Origin of the sequence: Microcoleus sp. A003_D6 (genome assembly GCF_036702825.1) — a bacterium.
GTDB lineage: Bacteria > Cyanobacteriota > Cyanobacteriia > Cyanobacteriales > Microcoleaceae > Microcoleus.
In genome coordinates this window covers 16212-38434 of record NZ_JAUBWA010000068.1, presented here as the reverse complement: position 1 = coordinate 38434, position 22223 = coordinate 16212, and the positions used below count along the sequence as shown (strand labels likewise).

The 22223-nt window shown below is 47.5% G+C and carries 17 protein-coding genes; 11 read left to right on the top strand and 6 right to left on the bottom strand.

Going from position 1 to position 22223, the window contains the following annotated elements:
• Positions 1-68: 68 nt before the first annotated feature.
• From QUB70_RS19110 to QUB70_RS19100, 3 genes are all read left to right on the top strand, one after another.
• Positions 69-4592 (top strand): hybrid sensor histidine kinase/response regulator, encoded by a 4524-nt coding sequence (locus tag QUB70_RS19110; protein ID WP_332982743.1) that lies wholly within the window; start codon positions 69-71, stop codon positions 4590-4592.
• A gap of 146 nt (positions 4593-4738) precedes the next feature.
• Complete coding sequence (rplI, locus tag QUB70_RS19105; protein WP_332982742.1) at positions 4739-5197, top strand: 50S ribosomal protein L9; 459 nt, start codon at positions 4739-4741, stop codon at positions 5195-5197.
• 480 nt (positions 5198-5677) lie between these two features.
• Positions 5678-8290, top strand: a complete 2613-nt coding sequence (locus tag QUB70_RS19100) for a replicative DNA helicase (RefSeq protein ID WP_332982741.1) — start codon at positions 5678-5680, stop codon at positions 8288-8290.
• A gap of 92 nt (positions 8291-8382) precedes the next feature.
• Here QUB70_RS19100 and QUB70_RS19095 read toward each other — a convergent pair whose 3' ends face one another.
• Together QUB70_RS19095 and QUB70_RS19090 are read right to left on the bottom strand one after the other, a co-directional pair.
• Positions 8383-8970 carry an FKBP-type peptidyl-prolyl cis-trans isomerase gene (locus tag QUB70_RS19095; RefSeq protein WP_332982740.1) on the bottom strand — a complete coding sequence of 196 codons (588 nt, stop codon included), beginning with the start codon at positions 8968-8970 and terminating at the stop codon, positions 8383-8385.
• 279 nt (positions 8971-9249) lie between these two features.
• The gene (locus QUB70_RS19090) at positions 9250-9576 is read right to left on the bottom strand and encodes a phasin family protein (protein WP_006634797.1); all 327 of its coding nucleotides are present in this window, start codon (positions 9574-9576) and stop codon (positions 9250-9252) included.
• 216 nt (positions 9577-9792) lie between these two features.
• On the opposite strand from QUB70_RS19090, the gene QUB70_RS19085 reads away from it, so the two are divergent.
• Both QUB70_RS19085 and QUB70_RS19080 read left to right on the top strand, forming a co-directional pair.
• Positions 9793-10149 carry a zinc ribbon domain-containing protein gene (locus tag QUB70_RS19085; protein ID WP_332982739.1) on the top strand — a complete coding sequence of 119 codons (357 nt, stop codon included), beginning with the start codon at positions 9793-9795 and terminating at the stop codon, positions 10147-10149.
• Positions 10150-10318: 169 nt separating this feature from the next.
• Positions 10319-11173, top strand: coding sequence for a Uma2 family endonuclease (locus QUB70_RS19080; protein WP_332982737.1), 855 nt, complete (start codon positions 10319-10321; stop codon positions 11171-11173).
• 140 nt (positions 11174-11313) lie between these two features.
• Here QUB70_RS19080 and QUB70_RS19075 read toward each other — a convergent pair whose 3' ends face one another.
• Positions 11314-11628, bottom strand: coding sequence for a hypothetical protein (locus tag QUB70_RS19075; RefSeq protein ID WP_332982736.1), 315 nt, complete (start codon positions 11626-11628; stop codon positions 11314-11316).
• Between the two features lie 410 nt (positions 11629-12038).
• Here QUB70_RS19075 and QUB70_RS19070 point away from each other — a divergent pair, with 410 nt between their 5' ends.
• The 3 genes from QUB70_RS19070 (at position 12039) to QUB70_RS19060 (ending at position 14393) form a co-directional block, all read left to right on the top strand.
• On the top strand, positions 12039-13004 hold the full coding sequence (locus QUB70_RS19070) for an N-acetylglucosamine kinase (RefSeq protein WP_332982734.1): 966 nt from the start codon (positions 12039-12041) through the stop codon (positions 13002-13004).
• A gap of 230 nt (positions 13005-13234) precedes the next feature.
• On the top strand, positions 13235-13891 hold the full coding sequence (locus QUB70_RS19065) for a hypothetical protein (RefSeq protein ID WP_332982733.1): 657 nt from the start codon (positions 13235-13237) through the stop codon (positions 13889-13891).
• 37 nt (positions 13892-13928) lie between these two features.
• Positions 13929-14393, top strand: coding sequence for an MgtC/SapB family protein (locus QUB70_RS19060; protein WP_332982732.1), 465 nt, complete (start codon positions 13929-13931; stop codon positions 14391-14393).
• A 643-nt stretch (positions 14394-15036) separates the two neighbouring features.
• Here the strand turns inward: QUB70_RS19060 and QUB70_RS19055 are convergent.
• Positions 15037-15252: a hypothetical protein gene (locus tag QUB70_RS19055; protein WP_332982745.1), complete on the bottom strand. Its 216-nt coding sequence runs from the start codon at positions 15250-15252 to the stop codon at positions 15037-15039.
• Between the two features lie 47 nt (positions 15253-15299).
• On the bottom strand, positions 15300-15530 hold the full coding sequence (locus tag QUB70_RS19050; RefSeq protein ID WP_332982731.1) for a hypothetical protein: 231 nt from the start codon (positions 15528-15530) through the stop codon (positions 15300-15302).
• 181 nt (positions 15531-15711) lie between these two features.
• Here QUB70_RS19050 and QUB70_RS19045 point away from each other — a divergent pair, with 181 nt between their 5' ends.
• Together QUB70_RS19045 and QUB70_RS19040 are read left to right on the top strand one after the other, a co-directional pair.
• Entirely contained in the window at positions 15712-15864 is a 153-nt protein-coding gene (locus QUB70_RS19045) for a hypothetical protein (RefSeq protein ID WP_332982730.1), read from the top strand.
• Positions 15865-15894: 30 nt separating this feature from the next.
• Positions 15895-17643: a hypothetical protein gene (locus tag QUB70_RS19040; RefSeq protein WP_332982729.1), complete on the top strand. Its 1749-nt coding sequence runs from the start codon at positions 15895-15897 to the stop codon at positions 17641-17643.
• 166 nt (positions 17644-17809) lie between these two features.
• On the opposite strand, the gene QUB70_RS19035 is transcribed toward QUB70_RS19040, so the two are convergent.
• Complete coding sequence (locus tag QUB70_RS19035; RefSeq protein WP_332982728.1) at positions 17810-17977, bottom strand: hypothetical protein; 168 nt, start codon at positions 17975-17977, stop codon at positions 17810-17812.
• A gap of 796 nt (positions 17978-18773) precedes the next feature.
• Here QUB70_RS19035 and QUB70_RS19030 point away from each other — a divergent pair.
• Entirely contained in the window at positions 18774-22193 is a 3420-nt protein-coding gene (locus QUB70_RS19030; protein ID WP_332982727.1) for a non-ribosomal peptide synthetase, read from the top strand.
• Positions 22194-22223 lie beyond the last annotated feature (30 nt).

The following is a 22223-nucleotide window of genomic DNA, read 5'->3' as shown; positions in this document are numbered from 1 at the left end:
TGCTTTCTATTATGCCATCAACTTAGTCAGACTATTCTCTGAGTATTTATACTTATTGCAAAAGTGGGATGCTCCCGAATCGACTGCCGGAAGAGGTGATTGGCAAAAGTCTTTGGGAAGAGTTTCCCGAATCTTTAGGTAGTTTGTTCGAGCAGGAATATCGTCGCGCTGCCACGTTCCAAGTTACGGTTAGTTTTGAATCTTTTTATCCGCCACTCAATGCTTGGTATGCGGTACGAGCCTATCCGATCGCATCGGGACTTGCCGTTTATTTTCAAGATGTCACCCAGCAGAAGACGGCGAGGGCTGCTTTTATTCAACAAGCGCAAACGGCCCAGCAACAACTAGCAGAAATCGAGGCGATTTATGCTAGTGTGCCGATCGGACTTTGCTTCCTTGATACCGAGTTGCGGTTTGTCCGCATCAACGATCGCCTCGCAGAAATTAACCGAGTTCCAGTCGCCACCCACATCGGCAAAACATTGCGCGAAATCTTGCCAGAAATGGCAGATAATTTAGAGCCGCTTTACCGACAAGTTATTGAAACTAACGTTCCACTTCAACAGCTCGAAGTGTGCAGGACGAACTCAGCACAGCCGGGAGTAGAACAGGATTGGCTGTTGAGTCTCTATCCGCTGAAAGCCGAGGACGATCGCGTTGTGGGCGTGAATGTGACGGTGCATGAAATTACCGAACGCAAAGCTACCAAAAAAGAAATTGAACGGCTCAACCAAGAACTAGAACGACGAGTTAATGAACTGCAATCGATACTTGATGCTGTACCCGTTGGCATTACGATCGCAGACGACCCACAGTGTAAAGTAATTCGCGCTAATCTGTTTGCCCAGTCGATGTTGATAGTGCCGCCCGATACCAATGTTTCTGGAACCGGAGAGCAAGCCGCAACCCTTCCGTTTAGACGATTCCGCAACGGAGAAGAAATTCCGGGAGAACAACTGCCCATGCAACTAGCCGTGGCTTCCGGCGTCGAAGTGCGAGATATGGAAATTCAAATGGTGCGCGAGGATGGGGTGGCCTTTGATTGGTTGGTGAATGCGGTGCCGTTATTTGACGAACAAGGCGCAGTTCGTGGCTGTGTGGCGGCGTTTATGGATATTACCGAGCGCAAACAAGCTATTGCTGCTTTGCGCCGTTCCGAGGAACGCTATCGCACTTTGTTTGAGTCCCTAGACGAAGGTTTTTGCGTCATCGAAATGCTGTTTGACGAAAACGAAAAGCCGATCGATTACCGCTTTTTGGAAGTCAATCCGGCCTTCTTGAAACAAACCGGACTCGAACAAGCTGCGGGTAAAACGGCGCGCCAGCTCGTTCCGGATCTCGAAGATTATTGGTTTGAGATGTACGGCAAAGTCGCGCTGACGGGGGAACCCCTGCGCTTCGAGCATGGCTCGGAAGCCCTGAACCGCTGGTTTGAGGTTTCGGCGTTCCGCACTCCTGAGCCGCACAGCCGAAAAGTCGCCTTACTTTTCCAAGAAATCAGCGATCGCAAACAATCGGAGAATCGGCTGCGGCAACAGGAAGAGCAACTGCGGCTGTTCGTAAAACATTCGCCTGCGGGGGTGGCGATGTTTGACCGCCAGATGCGGTATATGCTGGTGAGCGACCGCTGGCTATCAAGTTACGGGATCGGCCCTCAAAACATTGTGGGCCGATCGCACTACGACATCTTTCCGGAATTGCCCGATCGTTGGAAACAAATCCACCAGCGGTGTCTGGCGGGAGCAGTCGAAATGTGCCAAGAAGAGGGGTTTCCCCGCGCTGAGGGCTTCGTTGACTGGGTGCGCTGGGAAATTCACCCGTGGCGAACCAACAGCGGTGAGATTGGCGGCATCATGATTTTTTGCGAAGTAATCACCGAGCGCAAAAACGCTGAACTCGCGCTCTCTGCGGCCTCCCAGCAAGTCAGCAATATTCTAGAAAGTATTACCGATGCCTTTATGGCGATCGATTCACAATGGCGCTATACCTACGTTAATGCCACTGCTGAAAAACTGCTTTCTCGATCGAGAAACGAGTTGTTAGGTCGATCGATCTGGGAGCTATTCCCCGCCGAGCGAGAATCCAATTCGATGGTATATCAAGAATTTTATCGAGTCGTTAACGAGCAAGTTTCTGTCAAGTTTGAAGAGTTTTCGCCTTCACTCCAGATATATATAGAAGTGAGCGCCTATCCAGCGGCCGAAGGACTTACGGTTTATTGGAGCGATATTAGCGATCGCAAACGCACTGAAGAAGAACTGCGGCAAAAGAATGCGATTTTGAATCTGATTAACGAGTCAGCGCCCACGCCAATTTTTGTCAAAGATCGAGAAGGACGGATTATTTATGCAAACCCAGCTACCTTGAAGATGCTCGGTAAACCTGCTGCTGAAGTAATTGGCCGGCGCGATCGCGATTTATACCCAATAGCAGAACTTGGAGCCACCGTCACGGAAAACGATCGGCGCATTATGGAATCCGGACAAACAGAAGTCGTCGAAGAATCTCCCGATGGCATTCGGACATTTGTGTCAATGAAAGCTCCCTACCGCAATCAGGCGGGAGAAGTCATCGGCCTGATTGGCATCTCCAGCGACATCACAAATCGCAAACGAGCCGAAGTCGCCATGCAAGAACAAACTAAGTTACTGCAAGTAATCATTGACAGCATTGGTGACGGTTTGATTTTGGCCAACCAACAAGGGGAGTTCGTGCTGTTTAACCGAGCCGCCGTGGCGATATTCGGTCAGCTATCGAATGAAAAGTCCCATGAGGAATGGTCGAGCACCTACGGGCTATTTATGACTGACAAAAAAACCCTCTTTCCCGACGCTGAACTACCTCTAGCCAGAGCAATCAAAGGTGAATATGTCAATGATGTAGGGATATTTGTGCGCCGCCAAGATTCCGAAGGTCGCTGGATCAGTATCAGCGGTTATCCGGTAGTTGATATTAGCAGCGAAATCAAAGGCGGAGTGATTGTCTGTCGGGATATCACAGAACGCAAACAAGCAGAAGCAGCGCTGCAAGAAAGCGAAGAACGATTCCGCAATATGGCTAACAACGCTCCTTTTATGGTATGGGTAACAGACTCCACAGGCTATTGCACTTTCCTGAGCGAAACCTGGTATGAATTCACAGGTCAAACTGAGGAAACAGGTTTGGGATTGGGTTGGGTAAACGCGCTGCATCCAGAAGACCGAGAACAGGCAAAGAAAGCATTTTTGACCGCCAACGAACGCCAGGAATCTTACCGCGTGGAATATCGCCTCGGGCGTAAGGATGGCGGATATTCTTGGGCGATCGATGCGGCTGCTCCCAGATTTTCCGAAAGCGGACAATTTGAGGGTTATATCGGCTCTGTTATCGACATTACAGAGCGCAAACAAGTGGAAACCGAGCGCGATATGGTTCTGCAATTAGAACAAACTGCCCGCGCGGAAGCCGAGCGGGCTAACCGCATTAAAGACGAGTTTCTGGCGGTGCTTTCTCACGAGTTGCGATCGCCCTTAAATCCGATTTTAGGCTGGTCGCAACTGCTCGTCGGCGGCAAGCTGAGCGCGGCTCAAAGTGCCAACGCCTGCGAGACGATCCAGCGCAACGCCAGATTGCAATCTCAATTAATCGAAGACTTGCTCGACGTGTCTCGGATTCTGCAAGGGAAACTCAGATTGAATGTTTCTCCGGTGAATCTGGCAACCATTATCCCGTCTGCTGTGGAGACCGTGCAATTAGCAGCCGAAGCCAAACAAATTAAAATTAAAACAATCTTAAATCCTGATGTCGGGCAAGTTGTCGGCGATACCAATCGCTTGCAGCAAATTGTGTGGAATTTGTTATCAAACGCGGTGAAATTCACGCCCGAAGGCGGTCGAGTTGAAGTTCGATTAGTGCAAATCGAAGGCATAGCTCAAATTCAAGTCACGGACACGGGTCAAGGTATTATTCCCGATTTCTTGCCTTATGTTTTCGAGCATTTCCGACAAGAAGACAGCGCTACAACTCGCAAATTTGGCGGCTTGGGATTGGGATTGGCGATCGTCCGCCAACTGATCGAACTTCAGGGCGGAACGGTGTTTGCAGAAAGCGCAGGAGTTGGTAAAGGAGCGACGTTTACGGTGAGATTACCGCTATTAAATGATGATTCTAGAAGGCACGATTCGGCAGCCGTCAATTCGGCTGTGAGTCCCGATATCTCATCCTTCCCGCTAGCAGGATTGAGAATTTTGGTCGTAGATGATGAGCCTGACTCGCGAGATTTTGTCGCTTTCGTGCTAGAGGAAGCGGGTGCAGAGGTGATTTCCCTGTCATCTGGTGCTGAGGCGCTACAGTCGATCGAACAAACTGCACCGGATCTGCTCGTCAGCGACATCGGAATGCCCCAGATGGACGGGTATATGCTGATCCATTGCATCCGCACTCAGCTTGCGCCTGAGTATCGGCAGTTGTTGGTGATCGCCTTAACGGCCTATGCTGGAGAAGCGAACGAGCGCCAAGTTTTGCAAGCAGGATTTGACAAACACTTAGCCAAGCCGATCGATCCGACTGAGTTAGTTGCTACTGTAGTGCGATCGGTCTTTGACAGCGTATAGGAAGTGCAGCTTTAGACACGGCAATGCCCATCCCTAATGCCCATCCGTTACATCCCGTACATTGCTCGTTGCCGAACTTCCTTGCGATCGCCCCTCAAACTTCGCTATTATAGAAAGTTGCAGTTAAAACCCCACAACCAACGATCATGGCCAAGCGCGTTCAATTAGTTTTAAATAAAGATGTCAGCAAACTCGGCAAAGTTGGCGACGTAGTAGAAGTAGCCCCCGGTTACGCCCGCAACTACCTAGTACCCCAAGGCCTGGGATTTCGCGCCACTCCGGGCATTCTGAAGCAAGCAGAGCGCCGTCGCGAAGAAGAAAGACTCCGCCAGCTAGAACTCAAGCAGCAAGCTGAAGTCCGCAAAACCGCCCTCGAATCGGCTGGGCCTTTCATCATTTCCAAGCAGGTTGGCGAAGCAGACGCGATTTTTGGTACTGTCACCAACCAAGAAGTAGCAGAACTGATTTTCAACTCTACCAGTCAAGAAGTCGATCGGCGCGGCATCACCCTACCCGAAATTCGCCAAACTGGTACATACAAAGCTGAAATCAAACTTCATGCAGAAGTTATCGCCGAAGTTGATATTCAAGTTATTCCGATGTAATTAACAGTCATCAGTCATCAGTTGTTAGTTGTTAGTCCTTGGTCATTAGTTGTTAGTCATTAGTCATTAGTCATTAGTTGTTAGTCATTAGTCATCAGTCATTAGTCATCAGTCATCAGTCATCAGTCATCAGTCATCAGTCATTAGCTAAGAACTGAGTACCGCTAACTAAGAAGTGAGTAACGCTAACTAAGAACTGAGGACTGCTAATTTGCCGATTTAAAACTGAGGACTAATCACTTGCAACTAATAACTATAGGATTTACGCAAAAAATGGTTTAATGCGCTATAGGTAGGAATAAAGTGCGCTCATAAGCACCCTACAGATAGAGTTGGTGCGTAAGTCCTAAACTAATGACCAATGACCAATGACCAATGACTAATAACCAATGACCAATGACCAATGACCAATGACTAATAACCAATGACCAATGACTAATAACTAATAACTAATGAGTATTGAGTGAGAACTATTGACTAATGAGCGATTTGATGCCGACAAATATAGAGGCAGAAGAAGCAATTTTGGGCGGGATTTTAATTGACCCCGAAGCTATTTCCCGAATTGCCGAAATTCTGCGACCGGAGTTTTTTGCCATCACCGCTCATCAAGTCATTTATCGATCGGCATTAGGCCTATTTTTACAGGGTCAACCTACCGATTTAATGACGGTAACAACTTGGCTAACCGACCGCAACCAGTTAGAGCAAGTCGGAGGATTAACCAAATTAGCACAATTAGTCGATCGCACAGTTTCAGCAGTCAACATCGACCAATATGCAGCCTTAGTTGAAGACAAATATCAGCGCCGCAAATTAATCGAAGCTGGCAACAACATAGTACAATTAGGTTACGAGACATCAGCACCGCTAGAAACAGTCTTAGACCGCGCCGAACAAGAAATTTTTAGCATAACTCAAGAACGTCCGCAACAGGATTTAGTGTCGATCGGCGAAACGCTAAACCAAACATTTCAAGACCTAGAAAATCGCAATGAAGGCCTAACACTTCCCGGTATTCCGTGCGGTTTTTACGACTTAGATGCTATGACAGGAGGCTTTCAGCGATCGGATTTAATCATCGTTGCGGCTAGGCCGGCGATGGGCAAAACGGCCTTTTGTACCAACATCGCCCACCACATCGCCGCCGGACAGCAGAAATTGCCCGTTGCCATGTTTAGCCTAGAAATGTCGAAAGAACAGCTAGTGCAGCGCATCTTGTCTAGTGAAGCGAAAATAGAAAGTAACCGGTTGCGATCGGGTAGAATCAGTCAAAACGAATGGGAACCAATCAGTACAGCCATTGGCAATTTATCAGAACTGCCGCTATTTATTGACGATACTCCCAATATTACCGTCACAGAAATACGATCGAAAGTCCGCCGCCTCCAAGCTGAACAAGGCGGAACCCTAGGATTAGTCTTGCTAGATTACCTGCAATTAATGGAAGGTACCAGCGACAACCGCGTGCAAGAACTATCTCGAATTACCAGAAGTCTTAAAGGTTTAGCCCGCGAACTCAACGTGCCGATTATTGCCTTATCTCAGTTGAGTCGGGGTGTGGAAGCGAGGACAAACAAGCGGCCGATGATGTCAGATTTGAGAGAAAGCGGCTGCTTAACAGGTGATAGTTTGGTAATGCTAGCAGATACTGGTGTGCGCGTACCAATTCGTGAATTAGTAGGGAAATTTGACTTTAGAGTTTGGGCGCTAAATGAAGCCACCATGCAGTTAGAAAAAGCCGTTGTTAGCAATGCCTTTGCTACAGGTGTGAAGCCTGTACTGCGACTGCAAACTCGTTTGGGACGGGCAATTAGAGCAACGGCTAATCATAAGTTTTTAACCATTCACGGCTGGCGGCGATTGGACGAGTTGAAAATAGGCGATCGTATTGCCCTACCTAGATACGTATCGAGTTCCTTCATCCAATCGATGGACAATGCCGAAATAGCCTTGCTAGGACACATGATTGGAGACGGATGTACTCTACCTCGACACGTTATTCAATACACTACTAGAGAGGAAGATTTAGCCAATACTGTTGCAAATCTTGCAATAGAAGTCTTTGGAGAGCGAATCATACCTCGTATTTGTAAAGAACGTGATTGGTATCAAGTTTATCTTCCTGCCGCCTATCATCTCACACATAATGTGAGGAATCCTGTAACTGAATGGCTAGATGCTTTAGGTGTTTTTGGTCTGCGTTCTCACCAGAAGTTTGTCCCCAATCTAATATTTGAGCAGCCTCAAGAAGCAATAGCTTTATTTTTACGCCATCTCTGGTGTACAGATGGTTGCATAAAAACAGGTAGGGGTAAATGTCATTACCCTAGTGTTTACTATGCTTCGAGTAGTGAAAAGTTGGCAAGAGATGTTCAGTCACTCTTACTCAGACTTGGTATCAATGCCCGCTTATTTTTAAGTCCACAGCCAGGGAAAGGGCGAGATCAACATCAAGTTTGGGTAACAGGAAGACCTGATTTAGATAAGTTTATTCACTTGATGGGTGCAGTAGGTAACTACAAACAGCAAGCTGTGACAGAAATTGCAGAATACATTGAAGTTCGTTCTAGCAATACTAATAGAGATGTCATACCGCGTGATGTGTGGAAAATGTATGCTGTTCCTGCCATGCAGCAATGTGGTTTAACTACACGCCAGATGCAAGCACAGCTTGGAAACTTATATTGCGGTACAACCCTTTACAAACACAATCTCGGTCGGGAACGAGCATTCAGATTAGCTACAATTGTAAAATCTGATGAACTTACTTTGTTATCTAAGAGCGATATTTACTGGGATGAAATCGCCTCAATAGAAGTTGATGGCGAAGCTGAAGTTTACGATTTAACAGTGCCTGCACTGCATAATTTTGTCGCTAATGACATCGTAGTTCATAATAGCATCGAGCAAGACGCGGATTTAGTCATTATGCTCTACCGCGATGAATACTATAACCCTGATTCCCCCGATCGCGGAATTGCCGAAGTAATTATTACCAAACACAGAAACGGCCCCACCGGCATCATCAAACTATTATTTGACGCCCAATTTACCTCTTTCCGCAATCTAGCATCTCCGAAGCGATCGTAAATCAACCCGAACATACACAAAAACCCGGTGTCTTAAAAAAAACCGGGTTTCTAAACAGCCTAAAAATTTTACGGTTAGTTACGTTGAGCGACCTAGCCAGTGATTTTCAACAATTCCACATCAAAAATCAGCGTAGCATTAGGAGGAATCACCCCGCCCGCACCGCGAGCACCGTAACCGAGTTCAGGGGGAATAATCAACTTGCGACGGTCTCCAACTTTCATCGTACCGACACCTTCATCCCAACCCTTAATTACTTGGCCAACGCCAATTTTGAACTCAAAAGGAGAATTGCGATCGCGCGAACTGTCAAACTTCGTGCCATCCTCCAAAGTTCCAGTGTAGTGTACCACAACCATCTGCCCGGTTTTTGGAGTCGCCCCATTACCCTCTTTCAATTCAACATATTTCAGGCCTGAATCTGTGGTGACAGTTTTCTCAGTATTATCAGTCATGTTATTGCCAGCGATAGTAGCTGGTACCTCCGGTAAAGTAGCATCAGCTACTAGCAACCTATCTTCATTTAAAGACTGCGCCGATCGCATCTCAATCGCAGTCTCGGGTAAAAAATTATTCAATTCGGCGGCAACTGCTTGAGATCGAGGACCGCTCATTTGAGCGACTATCAAAAACACAAAGCAAACCAGCATTACCCCCAAGCTGACTAGAACTCCTCGCAAAATTAATCCTCCTGATACTTTTAACCCCGATATCTCAGATATCTAAGACATCTATTACAACAAGAACTACCAAATTTTATCTGAACTTTTGGGTCCAAAAATGGCAGGTTACGGTTAATTTTCAAGGCAAAATTATGAAGTCAAAATTTTGGTAATTCTACCTTCTGTCTTCTACATAAATGCCTTGGTTAGCCTTCTGCCTTCGGGTGACAATTTTATCACAAGATAGCAGCGAACCGATCGCGGGCGTTAGCGAAGCTTGCAGCTATTGGATCGCACTCAGCGCCAGTTACGATTTTCTAGATCCCGCATCTGACGTTCGAGACGATCGAGCCTTCCGCGCAACTCATCCATTTCCGACTGGCGGGGCACACCCATATCTTGGAGGATATTTCGCAATTGCCGCTGCAACTGCGTATCCCAATTCCCCTGCTCGGACTTAAGGTGTTCCGTCATGTCATCGACAAAGGTTTTGGCTTGCTCAGGATTGATTTTGCCATCTTTGACCCATTGCTCGCTAGCTTCCTGCAATTTCTCGGCTACCAGAGAGGTAGTACCAATGCCCAGCATTACCAGTTGTTTGAGTAAGTTGCTATTGTTATCCATAGATTTTTCCGGTTGTTTGCCCGTAATACCCGATCGGCTCAGGTCGGCTGCTGTCGCTGCGAAACCATCTGTAAACTTAAAGTTACATCAGCGCTGACCTACCTTTCTATTTTGGAGCATCCAGCCACCTGATGGCGAGTTCGATCGCGCCAATCAGCGTTCGGAAAACCCGCTAATGAGCCCACCGACAACATTACCCCATCACCAGCAAAGTCAATGCCTGATTGCCCCCGCTGTCACCAACCTGTAGACGCCCGAGCGATCGCCTGCCCGCACTGCCGAACCTCTCTCAAGGCTTTCGGTCATCCGGGCATCCCCCTGTATCGATCGCCACCCGCAGAATTTCTGTGTACTACCTGTATTTACCACGAAGACGACACCTGCAACTACCCGCAGCGTCCTTTTGCCAAAGAATGCACCCTTTATCACGACAAAGCCGAGCCGCTTGTGCCGCAGAAGAGCCGTTACATCAGCGGTGGCTGGCCGCAATCAATCAAAAATTGGTGTCAGCGCCATCTAGTTTGGTTAGCTTTGTTAGGTTTAATTGTGATTAGCATTGCCCTGTCCATTTAAGTTAATCGCACAAAGCATACAATAGACACATCTGCATTCCGAAGCGGTTAAAATAAAAATGACCGAAATAAACCAAGTTTGTCACAAGCCCCCGGATTCATATGTGGATTCAATCCTTCAATTCTTCAATTCTTCAATCCAAAATCTAAAATCTAAAATCTAAAATCCCATGACTTCTAAAATCATCGAAGATTTACCAAAACCCTTTCCCGATCACACGCAATTACCAGAGGAAGATGGAACCTTTGTGAAAAACTTTCAAGAACATCCTCAGAGCATAATTTTAACAGATTCGATCGGGCCAATTTTGGAGCAGCGGCATCCCGATGGATTGTATGCGATCGGTCAAGACTGCGGCATCTACTGGCGAGAAACCGAACCCGCAGAAAAAGGCGCAGAAGCCCCTGACTGGTTCTACGTTCCCGACGTACCGCCGAAAATTGACGGTCAATATCGCCGTTCTTATGTGCTGTGGCGAGAGCATTTAGCTCCGTTAATTGTCCTCGAATTTGCCTCCGGCGACGGCTCTGACGAAAGAGACCGAACTCCTCTGTACAATAACGATGGAGAAGTGCAAAAACCTGGCAAATTCTGGGTTTACGAGCGCATCATGCGCATACATTTTTACGGCATTTTTGAGATCAAAACTAACAAGTTAGAGGTTTACCAATTTGCCAATGGTGACTATCAAAAAACGACTCCCAACGAGCGCGGGCATTATCCTATTCCTCCTTTAGGGATCGAGTTAGGATTGTGGGAAGGAAGTTATCAAAATCAAACACAAATTTGGTTGCGGTGGTGGGATTCAGAGGGAAATTTGCTGCTAATTGGTTCGGAGCGAGCTGAAATAGAAAAACAGCGGGCAGAACAAGCTGAGTTTCAGTTAGAACAAGCTGAGACTCAGTTAGAGCAAGCTGAGTCTCAGCTTGCTTTAGTTGAGTCTCAGCTTGAACGGGAACGGCTGGAAAAAGAGCGATTGCTCGATCGACTTCGAGCCGCCGGAATTGACCCCAACAATCCATAAACAATCAATTTTGAATGCCCAGAAATGCGATCGCAACCTTCAGAAACCGGGTTTTTGGCCGTTTTTGCAGACCGCAACGAAGGATTCTCGCCAAAAACCCGGTTTCTCACCACCCGCGCGTCTAGGACTGTCTTTGCAGCTTACCGTCCCGATGTTCTCGGCGACGTACCGTCAGTCGTTAGCGCAGCCCTCGAAGAGGATCGCCTGCGGCGGATCAGCACGCTCATTACTTGCTTCGGATTTGCTGCACGCTGTACGGGACTCCAATCCCCCACCTCGGCAAATCCCAGTCGGTACAAAGTAAGTATGGTTTCCCTGACACCCTTGGGCGAGGCGACAACCGTTAACAGCACCACATCCTGTTCGGATACTGCTGCTGAGTCGTCATTTGGGCGCTCCTCTTCGAGGGCTGCGCTAACGGATTCGTTAGAGTCTGGTGCAAACTCTTGTGCCATGATATTCTGTCCTTGTTTTTGGGTTTTCTAGGAAAACCCAAAAATCCAGCCACCCCGCACTTCAATGCAAAGCAGGGTGGCTACAGACGATGTTACAATCTTCCGTTAGCCTCCAGACTGCCGTAATCAGTTTGGGGGTCAGCCTCCCATTGCTGCGTCAACAGCTTTGGGGGGCGTTACTAGATTTTTGGGCGAGGCCGGTTGCTTCATCTGAACAAAGCAACCCATAGCACTGAGCATAGCCGCATTCTGTCGCAACCGTCAATGGATTTTAGATTTTAGATTTTAGATTTTGGATTGAAGAATTGGACAATTGAAGAAAGCGACCTCACGGATGAATCCAGGGGCTTGTTTTTGGCTGATGAAGGTCACTCAATTTTAGTTAACTAAGATAAATTAAGAATTTTGGCATGAGTTATGTATTCGGTATAGACGGCGGCGGAACTAAGACTATTTGTCTGTTAATGGACGAAAACAAGATTGTTTTGGGACGCGGCGAAGCAGGCCCATCAAATTATCAAACCCTGGGAATTGAGAAGGCTAAACAATCGATTCAATTGGCGATCGAACGAGCAATTTTATCCGCTAACATCAAAGTCGATCGCCATCTGAACATAGAAGCAATTTGTCTGGGATTAGCAGGCGTCGGGCGTCCCAAAGATATTGAAATTGTGCAGTTTTTCGTCCAGAATTTGCAGTTAACTCATAATTTACCAATTAGCCAATTATGGCAGCCTAAAAATATCGTAGTTTGCAGCGACTGCGCGATCGCCCTTGTTGGCGGCACGGGCCATTCTTCAGGGATTGCGGTGATTTCAGGAACCGGTTCAATTGTTTTCGGGCAAAACCGTCAAGGAAAAACAAAACGAGTCGGCGGTTGGGGATATATTTTAGGCGATGAAGGTAGCGGATATGACATCGCAATTCGGGGCTTGCAAGCTGCTTTGAAATTCTACGACGGACGCGGAACCCCTACCATACTTGCAGAAAAATTTCAAGTATATTTAGGTCTAAAAAACCTTGAGGAATTGGTAGAAGTTGTTTATCGGCGGGGTTGGGGTGTGAAGGAAATTGCAGGTTTATCGCTGATTGTCGATCGCGCTGCCGCAGAGGGCGATCGCGTTGCTGATGACATTATTAATAGTGCTGTGGCAGAATTGATATGGGCCACGAAAACAGCTATTTCAGGGTTATTTAACCAAACAGAAGACTTTGAAATTGTGACGATCGGAGGTGTGTGGGGTGGCGAGGCAAATTGCCGGGGTCGGTTTGAGGTGGCCGTAAGTGCGATCGCACCGTTAGCCCAGGTAATTTCGCCCCGATACGAACCAGCTTTCGGTGCAGGATTGTTAGCCTTAAACGCTCTCAACAGTTAATTTTTGGCTGATGGCTGTTGACTATCTTCCTTATCTTCCCGATCGCCTTAGTCTTAACGATTTTCTAGATTGTGCCAAATTTTAAAATTCTTGATTATCTACCTTATCTTCCTAACTTGCAGTATTCCAGCCTGCCATAATTAAAACATCAAATGAATGCGAAACCAAAAACAAGTTTAGTAGCAGTCAGTTCCTAAGTAAAGAAAAACCGAACCAAGGAGACAATTTATATGATTACTTCTCAAAAAGGGCGTTCAGCAACAGCAGCAATCCTCGCACTGGGAATTACAGTTGCAACCAGCGCGCCGCTGGTGGTAGCTACTCCCGCAGAAGCTCAACAAAGAATTTCACAATTTGATAGCGTCCGAATTCCCTCGGGCAGTGTCATTCCAGTTAGTTATGAAAAAAACAAAATAGTTGTCACCCCCGATGAAACTTCACCTTTAACTTTAACAGTAGCGCGAGACATCCGCACAGCTCAAGGCAGAGTATTAATCCCCGCAGGCAGCCAGATTGTCGGAGAATTGCGACCTGTCAGAAGGGGCAATCAAAAAGGTACTCAATTTGTTGCCAGCGAGTTAGTTGTCAGCCGCCGCCAACGCTATCGGATTGACGGAAATTCTGGAATTATTACTAGAACCGAAAGAGTTCAAAAAGGTGCTGGCACGGGTTCGATCGCGCAAGGTGCAGCATTGGGTGCAGCAGCAGCAGCAGCCCTCGCAGGCGTTACCGGCGACAAGGCTATAGCCACTGAAGAAGTATTGGGAGGCGCTGGCGTCGGCGCTTTAGCTGGAGTATTGTTGGGGCGGCGCAGCGTTGACGTGATCGTGATTCGCCCGCAACAAGATTTGGCAGTGAGACTGCGATCGGACATCGTGCTGCGGTAATATTGGAATCTTCCGATTAATTATTTGCAGTAAAACATTGTCGATCGCTAACTTGTGGTCTCCCGATAATTGGCTAGGCATACTGTTGCGGTTGTGCCTAGCCATGTTTGTTGGGGGAATTATTGGATGGGAACGCCAACTGCGGCACAAACCAGCGGGTTTGAGAACTCATATGCTAGTAAGTATGGGTTCTGCACTGTTTATTTTAATACCGCTGGCGATCGGTAAAAATGGAAACGAACGAGATGCTGTAGAGCGCGTAATTCAAGGCATTGCCACCGGGGTTGGGTTTTTGGGAGGCGGAGAAATCCTGCGGGGAAGTCAGGAGGAAATAGGCAAAGCTGAAGTTCACGGGCTTACCTCTGCTGCTGCTATTTGGGTGTCAGCAGCTTTAGGAACTGCGGCAGGATGCGGGTTGTGGCAACTTGCATTAATTGGCGCTTTAATGTCGCTGTTTGTTCTGAGAGTAATTAAAGAATTAGAGCGTCGGAGTCGGAAATAGTCTCAGTCCTTCAACTTGATGGGTAGGGTGAGCATTTTCATCCCGCCTCAAGGTGATAATACCAATTCAAAAAAGTCTTAGTCCATTGACTTTCTTATTATACAGCAGATTCCACGTTTATAAAGCAATACGGTTCAGTTAGTGCTAAGAAAACCGATCGTACGTAGGTTGGGACTAGGAACGAACCCTCCGTTTCACTCCGCCCAACATTTTCGCTACAATTTTCCTTAACCCAACCGTATTGTAGTATAACTAAAGTTTTTAAATCTGAGTTGATGTCAATTAATACCTCTCTGGAGCTTCTCTTTCGGAAAGTAAAAAGCGTTTTTTAGGAGTGCGAGCGAGACGCTTGCAGCCTGTAAATTATTTCATGCTTGATGCTCGCTACCGCTGAAACTAAAATATCAATAGACCTCTTGCAAAAATAACTAGGACGGGCAAGATGCCCATCCCACAAAATTTTTTTTCTTGTGGAATGGGCATCTTGCCCGTTCCAGAATTTGATTAAAAGGATTTTTGCAAGAGGTCTAATAATTTTATCACTAATTAGTACATACAATTATGAAAAATCAAATTATTCTTTTAGTCTGTTTTATGGCATATAACTTAATATCTCTCCAGCCCGAAGACTAAAGAAAGCTCATTAATTGTGTTCGTAAACTTTTGGCAAATTCAGCGATTCCAAAGACTCTTGTCTGACGCGACCAGCCATTGCAGCTAACTGCAAGCTCATAAAAGCATTCAAATCTTCCAGATCGCAATTTGCAGAGGCAAAAATCTGCTGCATTTGATTTTCGGCTTCCACAGTCAGATATCCAGCGACAATAGCTTGTTGTACAACTTCACGAATCAGCACGATCGAAAGGTTCCTTACTAAATTGGAATGTGTTAAAAGCCAACTAATTACTAATGGGAAGTTCCCGAGGCAGTCTCGCCAAAGATTTCCAATTCTTTGAACTCGCGAGACTCTTGTTTCACTCCTCCAGACATAGCTGCTAGTTGCAAAGTCATAAAAGCATTGAAGTCTTCTAAGTCATACTGAGTGGTAGTTAACATCCGCCGCAGTTGATTTTCGGCTTCAATAGTTAGATAACCTTGGGTCAGAGCAAGTTGGGCGAGGTCCCGAATCAGTACCATAACACTTCTGGGTTTTATTGCTTGAATAGCCTCAGTATCAACCGTTTAAACTGACTCCGCAGTGACGGCTATGGCTCGATTTGTGTGACATTTTTAGGGACAGGTCGTGACAGCCGGGCTCTTTGTGTGTGACTAAGTATTTGCAGGGGTGTGACGGCGATCACGCGGGGGATGGGAGAGAATGAGTGGTAAGTCCGAGAGTGGGGGAGTGGGGAGCCCGATCGCCCGATCGCGACAGAGTGGGAAAATCTTCCTTCAACATCGGACTAATGACGGATGGCTAATGACCGATCGCTACCGCCTTCTACCTTCAGAAGACGCTCACCGTCTATAATCAGCAAGTTAAATATTTACGGCAAGACCTATGGAAGCAGCACATAACGATTTGCTACAACAAATAGCCCGACTATCGGAAACTTATGGTAATTTAGCCGATCGCCTCTGGCAAGCAGCCAAACAACTGCAAGACTCCGGCCTTCCTCCCTCCGACAGCTTGCTGCAAGAAGTAGCCACCTACAGCCGCAACTTTGCCACAGTCCAAAAACAAGCTCTCGAACTCAACAAATCCGCGATCGCGCCGGGGGAAATTGCTTCCCTCAAAGACATTCAAAACTTAGTCCAAACTGTCGCAGCTTCCGAAGGTAAAGCAGAAATTCGCGACGCAGCTTTAAAAGTTCTCGATCGAGTATTGGCGATCGCCCACCGCGAACAAAGCGACTTCGCGCCCTTACAATCAGTTCATGCCAAAGCCCGCGAACTGCACCGCGCGATTTCCGAATCAACCCCGACTCAACTGCATTCCGACGCAGAATCCTTAGTCAGCGGCAAACACCCAGTTTCAGCAGTGCTCGCCCTGGTGGAACAGCAAGACAAATTAGATGACGAACAGTGGGTCATCCTGGAAGAAACAGTCAGCGCCGCTTTTGGCAAACAAATCGCCGTAGCCATTTCCAGAAGCAAATTAACCATTGCCCAGATGGTAAAAGCAGCACCTGCTAAAGTCGAACCCGCACTTAAAGCCGCGCCCCAACCAAAAATGGGCGCCGAACCCTTGCCGGAAGTGATTGTCATCCCGTCGGGAAATGTTGCGCCGAAACAAGTTGCAGTTGCGCCGCAGATCCAGATTTTGGAATCCCCCGCACCTTCCGCCCCCATGCACGAGGTGATTATCGTTCCCAGCGTGGAAGTACCTAAGTCCCTCCAAACAACGGGATCGGGGAACATTGTTTTTGGGGCACCTCGGAGCACTGAACAAGTGCCAGTAGAGGGCACTTTGGGAATCAAAGTCTTGGCGCACATTCAGGGAATTGGCGATCGAACTTTCGGTTCTCAAGAATACGCGGGTACTAAAGCTCAAGGGCGTCGCGTCGAAGGATTTGCGATTAATATCGATCCGCCAATTCCCGGCTTCAATGTCGAGTACATGGCTCACGTCGAAGGTGTTGGCGATACTCCTTGGCTTAGCGAAGGAGAATTGGCAGGTTTTCGGGGTCAAGCGAAACGAATTGAAGGGTTTGCGGTGCGGCCCTGCGGGCCGCAAGCTGATAAGTACGACGTATTTTATACCGCTCACATTCAGAATATCGGCGACACCGACGTGTCCTCCAACGGCGAATATTGCGGCACTCGCGGCAAAGCTTTGAGAATAGAGGGCATCAAAGTTTGGATCGCGCCGTCTGCGAATTCCCAACCTGCGGCATCTGTGGGTTTAAAAGTGTTGGCGCACATTCAAGGAATTGGCGATCGAACTTTTAGCGATCGAGAATATGCCGGCACGCGCGCTCAAGGCCGCCGCGTCGAAGGATTTCAAATTAAAATAGAGCCTCCCGTTCCCGGTTTAAATTTGCAGTACATGGCTCATGTTGAAGGAGTTGGCGACACTGCTTGGATCGAGTCAGGGGAGTTAGCTGGCTTCCGGGGCAAAGCCAAGCGCATTGAGGGATTTGCCGTGCGGTTGACTGGGCCGGAAGCTGATAAATACGACGTATTTTATACAGCTCACATCCAGAATGTCGGCGATACTCCTGTTACTGCTAACGGTCAATATTGCGGCACTCGCGGCAAAGGTTTGAGGGTTGAAGGGGTGACAGTTTGGGTTCAGGCTAAGGGCTAAAAATCATAAATGAATGGAAAATTTTAAATGGCATTTTCCATTCATTAAATACTTGAATAAGTAGGGTGCGTCAATTCGCATTATTTTCGCCACAAACTAACAATCTCCAAGCTGACGCACCAGCCAATAAACGGTGCGTCAGAAGGATTTTTTACACTTTATGTGCTTATTCAGAATCCCAAAATTGACAGCAATATGTCTCTTTGACCATTTCAGCTTGAATTTTTTTGCTGATTTCGGAGCGATTCAGTTCCCAGTTGCGGATGGTATGCACGATATCGATACCCGCCAAAATTAACATTCCGAGGACGATCGCACCAATCACATATCCCATAGCTTTCTTTAAAGGTTGAGGTTTGTTGTATCCAATCTAGCGCGGCGATTGGCAGCAAACAGGATGCAAATCATCAGAACTATGGGTTATGAAACCCCGTCCTTTTAGGACGGCTTTACATTGAATTGAATCCCCTCGCGGGGTGGAGGGGTATGGTTGCCCCTCCAGTGAGGTATGGTTGCCTCAATCTCTTTTCGGAGTAAAGTTAGCTTGTCGGTCAATGTTTAGTGAGCTTGTTAGGCTGAAAGCACTGTAAAGAGTGACCTTAGAACTGTTTAACTCTCAACGATAGAGCAAGGAACTAGCTACGCATCCCAGGGTATCGTGACTCAAAAAACGTAGTCAGTTAAGACTTAGGCTGGTCAGAATGGCTTGTTAGACTTCTCCTTCAAGCCTCATGCCTTTAGGCTGAGGTTCCTGACTGCTGCTGAGTGCGGATGTCCGCCTATTATAGCAGATGTTGAAAGCTTTAGTTATCAAGAGAGAGAAGAAAGTCGATCGCCAACAAAATATTAAGAAATTTTCATATTTACAGGCTGTGGAATTACACGGTTGCTGAACGGGAAATGCTATGAGGCGGCGCTACCCGTAAAATGTATCATAAATACTTTACAGCGCGGTAGAGTTTGAGTTAGCATCGGCTGAGAAGATCAAATATTACAGCCAAAAACAAAAGTTTCAGATGCACGCGATCGATGATTTTATCGTGCTTCGTCATGAATAGTTACTTAAAAAAGTCTTAAAAATCCGGCTACAGTTGCTCAAAAGTCTTTTCCATCAATACTTACATATAAATATGTCATTGCCAGCAGACGATCGCCCGCAATCCGCAACCACTGATAGTGAATCTTCCTATCAACTTTCACCGATACAGCAAGGGATGTTGTTCGACAGCCTTTCGGGTCAACAATCAGGGATAGATATCGAACAAGCGATCTGTAGCATCCGCGAAAATTTGAATGTTTCAGTTGTCCTCAAAGCTTGGCAGCAAATAGTGCAGCGGCATCCCATCTTGAGAACGAGTTTTTGTTGGTTAGGTAAAGAAGTTCCCCTGCAAACATTACACCAACAAGTGGAACTGCCAATTGTCGAACAAGACTGGCGCAATTTGTCGGAGGGCGATCGCACCAACCAACTCGAAACCTATTTGCAAGCCGATCGCCTGCAAGGCTTCGATCTCACTCAACCGCCGCTGATGTGTTTGGCTTTGTTCCGATTCGCGGAAACCGAGTACAAACTAATCTGGACTTATCACCACATTTTGCTCGACAGTACCTCGGCGATCGTTGTTTTGCAAGAAGTTTTTACCTTGTACGAATCTTTAATTGCCGATCGACCATTAGAATTACAACCGCCCCGCTGCGATCGAGATTGCATCGAGTGGAGGCAGCAGCCAGACATCTCGAAAGCAGAAACATTCTGGAAACAATACTTAAGCGGTTTCAGCGCTGCTACTCCCTTGGTTGGGGATTTTTCTAGGGCGGGCAAGATGCCCGCCCCACCAGAAAATTCAGATGTTTTAAGGGCGGGCAAGATGCCCACCCCACAACAAAATTCATCAGTTGTGGAACAGGCATCTTGCCTGTTCCTGACACCAACAGAAAATTTATCAGCAGCACCAGAAATCCGGCTTTCTAGCAGCGTAACGGCAGCCTTAAACTCCCTAATTCAAGAACAGCAACTAACCATAAATACCCTGCTGCAAGGAGCGTGGGCTTTACTTTTGAGCCGCTGTTCCGGTTCTGAAGATGTAGTATTTGGAACTATTTGCAACAGCCGATCGCAGAATCTAGAAAACGCAGAATCAGCGGTAGGATTATTCATAAATACTTTGCCATTCCGGGTAATTTTAACTCCCGATTTACCAGCAATCGACTGGCTCAAACAACTGCAAACTCAGTGGGCGGCTTTTCAAGAATACGGGAACGTGCCGCTGGCAAAAACTCAAGAATGGAGCGAGATTCCCCGCGGCACAGCTTTATTTGACAGCCTGCTAGTAGTTGAAAAATATCACATTAACTCTGCCTTGCAAGCTCTGGGCGGGAACTGGCAAAACCGAGAATTTCAGCTTTTAGAACAGACAAGTTTTCCCCTAACAGTTTACGCATACGGGGGAACCGAACTGCTGCTGAAAATTGCGGGCGATCGCCAGCGGTTCGATCCGATCGCCATTACCCGAATGTTGGGACACCTGCAAACTTTACTCGAAAGCATAGCCGCGAATCCCCAGCAGAAAATCAGCAAATTGTCAATGCTGACAGCAGCCGAACTTGCTCAGTTGCAGGAGTGGAATCAAACTCAAGCAAATTATCCGCAAGACAAATGCGTTCACCAATTATTTGAAGCACAAGTCGAGCGATCGCCCGATGCCATTGCCGCCGTTTTTTCCCACAATTCCCAAAAGCAATTCACCTACCGAGAACTCAATTCCAAAGCCAATCAACTCGCTCATTACTTGCAGCAATTAGGCGTCGGACCCGATGTTTTAGTCGCTATTTGCATGGAACGTTCCTTAGAAATTGCGATCGCCGTTTTAGGCGTTCTCAAAGCAGGTGCAGCTTACGTTCCCCTCGATCCGGCCTACCCCCAAGAACGGCTGACCTTCATGTTAGCCGACACCCAAGCTCCCGTTATCCTCACTCAATCTCACTTAGTGTCTGGGCTGCCCGCACATCAAGCCCGCGCCGTGTGCTTGGACGCAGACTGGGAAACGATCGGCAGTCACAGCACGGAAAACCCAGCCAGCAGCGTCTCTCCCCAAAATTTAACTTATACAATATATACATCAGGTTCCACCGGTAAACCCAAAGGAGTTCCCCTCCCGCACCGCGCCCTAGTCAACCTAATTGCGTGGCAACTGCAAAACTCCAGCCTTGAGGGCGCAGCCAAAACCCTGCAATTTGCATCTCTCAGCTTCGATGTCTCGTTTCAAGAAATGTTCTGTACTTGGTGTGCCGGCGGCACCCTCGTTTTCATCACAGAAGAAATCCGGCGAGATGCCCAGAGTTTGTTGCAGCTAATCGACAAACAAAAGATTCAAAGACTATTTCTCCCTTTTATCGCCCTGCAACACTTAGCCGAAGCAGCCGATACCTATCAGCTAGTACCCAAATCGCTGCGCGAAGTAGTCACCGCCGGCGAACAGTTGCAAGTCAACCGTTACATAGCCAATTTCTTTCAGCAGCTAGAAAACTGTACCCTGCACAATCAATACGGCCCCTCCGAGAGCCACGTTGTAACAGCTTATACCCTCGCAGGCCCGCCCGGAGATTGGCCCGCACTGCCTCCCATCGGCCGCCCTATTGCCAACACGGAGATATATTTGTTACAAAGAGATGGTGAGCCTATACCTTTAGGAGTAGCGGGTGAACTCTACATCGGGGGCATCTGTTTAGCGCGCGGCTACCTCAACCGCCCGGACTTGACTGCTGAAAAATTTATTCCCAATCCTTTTCGACAAAATAAAACACTCACGATCGAGGATGAAGAAGATCGCCTTTACAAAACAGGAGATTTAGCTCGCTACCTGCCCGACGGTAACATCGAGTACATCGGGCGGATTGACGGCCAAGTCAAAATTCGCGGCTTCCGCATAGAGTTGGGAGAAATCGAAACCGCACTGGCAAAACATCGAACCGTCAAACAAGCTGTGGTGCTGGCGCGGGAAGACGAACCGGGGGACAAACGACTGGTTGCATACATAGTTGCCAATCCAGAGGAGCAATTGGCAATAGCCGACCTCCGCCCTTACCTGCAAGGGCAACTCCCAGATTACATGGTGCCTGCGATTTTTATGACTGTTGAGGCGATGCCGAAGACGCCCAGCGGGAAAATTGACCGCCGCGCCCTGCCGGCACCTGACTCGCAGCGACAAGAACTGTCCCAGAGTTACGCGGCACCGCAAAGCGAGTTGGAGCGTTTGCTGGCGGGTGTTTGGTCTAAGCTGCTGAAGCTCGATCGCGTGGGGATTCACGACAATTTCTTCGAGATTGGAGGCAACTCGCTGATGACGCTGCAAGTTGCAGTCCAAGTGCGGGATCTGTTAGCCACAGATTTGCCAGTTGTGAAATTGTTCCAGCATCCGACGATCGCCCAATTGGCAAATTATTTAAATCAGGGAAAGAGTGCAAGTCCATCTACTAATAAATTTCAAGATAGGGCCGATCGGCAAAAAGCAGCTTTTAACCGATCGAAGCAATTTACTAAAAAACGCTAGTCATGAGTCATCAGTCATGAGTCATCAGTC